Here is a 1,974-nt window from a genome sequence, read left to right as displayed (position 1 = left end):
GCGTACCGGCTAGAATTTTAGGCAGCTGCGAGAGCGATCCTTTGGCGCATAATAAAATTCCCGATATCAGCCAGGAGCTTATCAAATATCTCATCAAGCGTATCGAAATTTTGGAAGATTGCATCTGCAACGGCAGAAAAGATATCGCCGAAATGGATGAGGATCTCAATAAATTCTACGAAGAATATCTGAAATCATTAAAATAAGAGGGTTAAATTGAAAAAAGCTCTATTTTTTATAATTTGTGCTATTTTGTCGGCAAGCGGCAGCGATGCTAATAGCGCGAAAAATTCCGCGGACGACGCCAGAATAAGCCTAGTAAAAAGTCTATACATCAAGGATACCTATTTTGGCGATCACAAAAATGCCCTATCGGCTTCTTTCAGATCCGTGCTTATGCAGGATGAAGCATCTGCTGGCGAAGGTGAGGTAGGCTGCTTGGACTACGATCCGATAATCGGCGGTCAAGATGTCTGCGACGACGCGAAATATGATTTTGAGCTAGGGCAGCGCGATACTGTCGTAGTGACACAGACCTGCCCCTACGGTGCGCAGACGATAATCTACAAACTCGTCCGTAGCGGAGGAGATTATAAAATCGACGATATCTACAACCAAGACCCAAGCGGCGGCAGAGCTTTTAGCGTCAAAAATCAAATTTTAAATTGTCTAAACCAATCCAAGGAGCATCAATGAAATTAACACTTTCAAGTCGCGTAAGCAAGCTCGGCGAAAGCCTAACGATCGCAATCAGTACCAAAGCCAAACAGATGAAAGCCCAGGGGCAAGACGTCGTGATCCTAAGCGCAGGCGAGCCTGATTTCGATACCGCAGAAGTCGCCAAAAAAGCTGTCATAGAGGCTATGGCTAAGGGCTGCGGAAAATATACGCCGGTTGCCGGCACGCCTGAAATTTTAAATTTAATCGCGCAGAAGCTAAAGCGCGACAACGGCCTAAACTACAGGCCTGATCAGATCATCACTAACGTAGGCGCCAAGCACTCGCTATTTAACGCCTTTAACTGCATCTTAAACGAAGGCGATGAGGTCATAATACCGGCGCCTTATTGGGTCACCTACCCTGAAATTGTAAAATTTTGCGGCAGCAAGCCCGTCATCGTAGCCACCAAGGCGGAAAACCGATACAAAATCACCGCCTCGCAGCTCAAAGCCGCGATCACGCCGCGCACGAAGGCGCTGTGCCTTTTCAACCCGAGTAACCCCGCAGGCGCCGTATATTCGCGCCAGGAGCTACAAGAGCTTGCGGAAGTGCTAAAGGGCACGGATATTTTAGTAATTGCCGATGAAATTTACGAAAAAATTGTCTTCGGCAAGAGCTTCATAGCCGCAGCAAGCATCAGCGAGGATATGTTTAGGCGCACCGTGACGATCAACGGGCTAAGCAAATGCGGCGCGATGCCCGGCTGGCGCTTCGGCTACACCGCTTGTGCGATCGATGAGCTAAATAAGGCGATGATAAACTTACAAAGTCAAAGCGTCAGCAACGTAGCAAGCATCGTCCAGGCAGGCGCTATGCCAGTGCTGCGCGGCGAGGCAGATGATTATATCGAGGAGATGAGGCGCGAATACGAGCGCAGGCGCGATTTCGGCACGGACGCGATAAGCGCGATCCCAGGGCTCAGTGTCGTAAAACCTGACGGCGCATTTTATTTCTTCATAGATTGCTCTCAGGTAGAACCCGATAGTATGAAATTCTGCATGCAACTGCTAGATAAAGGGCTCGTAGCCACGGTGCCAGGAAGCGGATTTGGTATGGATGGGCACTTCCGCATAAGCTTTGCGTGCTCTATGGAAAATCTAAAACGCGGCTTTGAGCGCATAGAAAAATTCGTAAAAAATTACCGCATATAGGCATGCCAGCGGAATTTTAATCTAAATTTGTCGTAGCTTAGCAGCGAAATTTTTACATAAAATTTAATGCGGCTTGGCGGCAAATTTAGTGTGGCACGGCGAG

General features: G+C 48.1%; 2 protein-coding genes and 1 pseudogene. All 3 read left to right on the top strand.

Annotated features, from left to right (window positions below):
• Positions 1 to 206, top strand: a pseudogene (locus Q0620_RS04095) (serine O-acetyltransferase); the annotation flags it as partial.
• A gap of 10 nt (positions 207 to 216) precedes the next feature.
• Positions 217 to 696 carry a hypothetical protein gene (locus Q0620_RS04090; protein ID WP_298783322.1) on the top strand — a complete coding sequence of 160 codons (480 nt, stop codon included), beginning with the start codon at positions 217 to 219 and terminating at the stop codon, positions 694 to 696.
• Complete coding sequence (locus Q0620_RS04085) at positions 693 to 1,871, top strand: pyridoxal phosphate-dependent aminotransferase (RefSeq protein WP_298783321.1); 1,179 nt, start codon at positions 693 to 695, stop codon at positions 1,869 to 1,871. The genes Q0620_RS04090 and Q0620_RS04085 overlap by 4 nt, the downstream gene beginning before the upstream one ends.
• The last annotated feature ends 103 nt before the right edge of the window (positions 1,872 to 1,974 follow it).

Origin of the sequence: uncultured Campylobacter sp., from assembly GCF_938017615.1 — a bacterium.
GTDB lineage: Bacteria > Campylobacterota > Campylobacteria > Campylobacterales > Campylobacteraceae > Campylobacter_B.
This window is presented reverse-complemented; position numbering and strand designations above follow the sequence as displayed.

Coding starts and splice junctions, on each gene's coding strand:
- Q0620_RS04085 (WP_298783321.1), top strand. CDS start 693: ATGAAATTAACACTTTCAAGTCGCGTAAGCAAGCTCGGCGAAAGCCTA.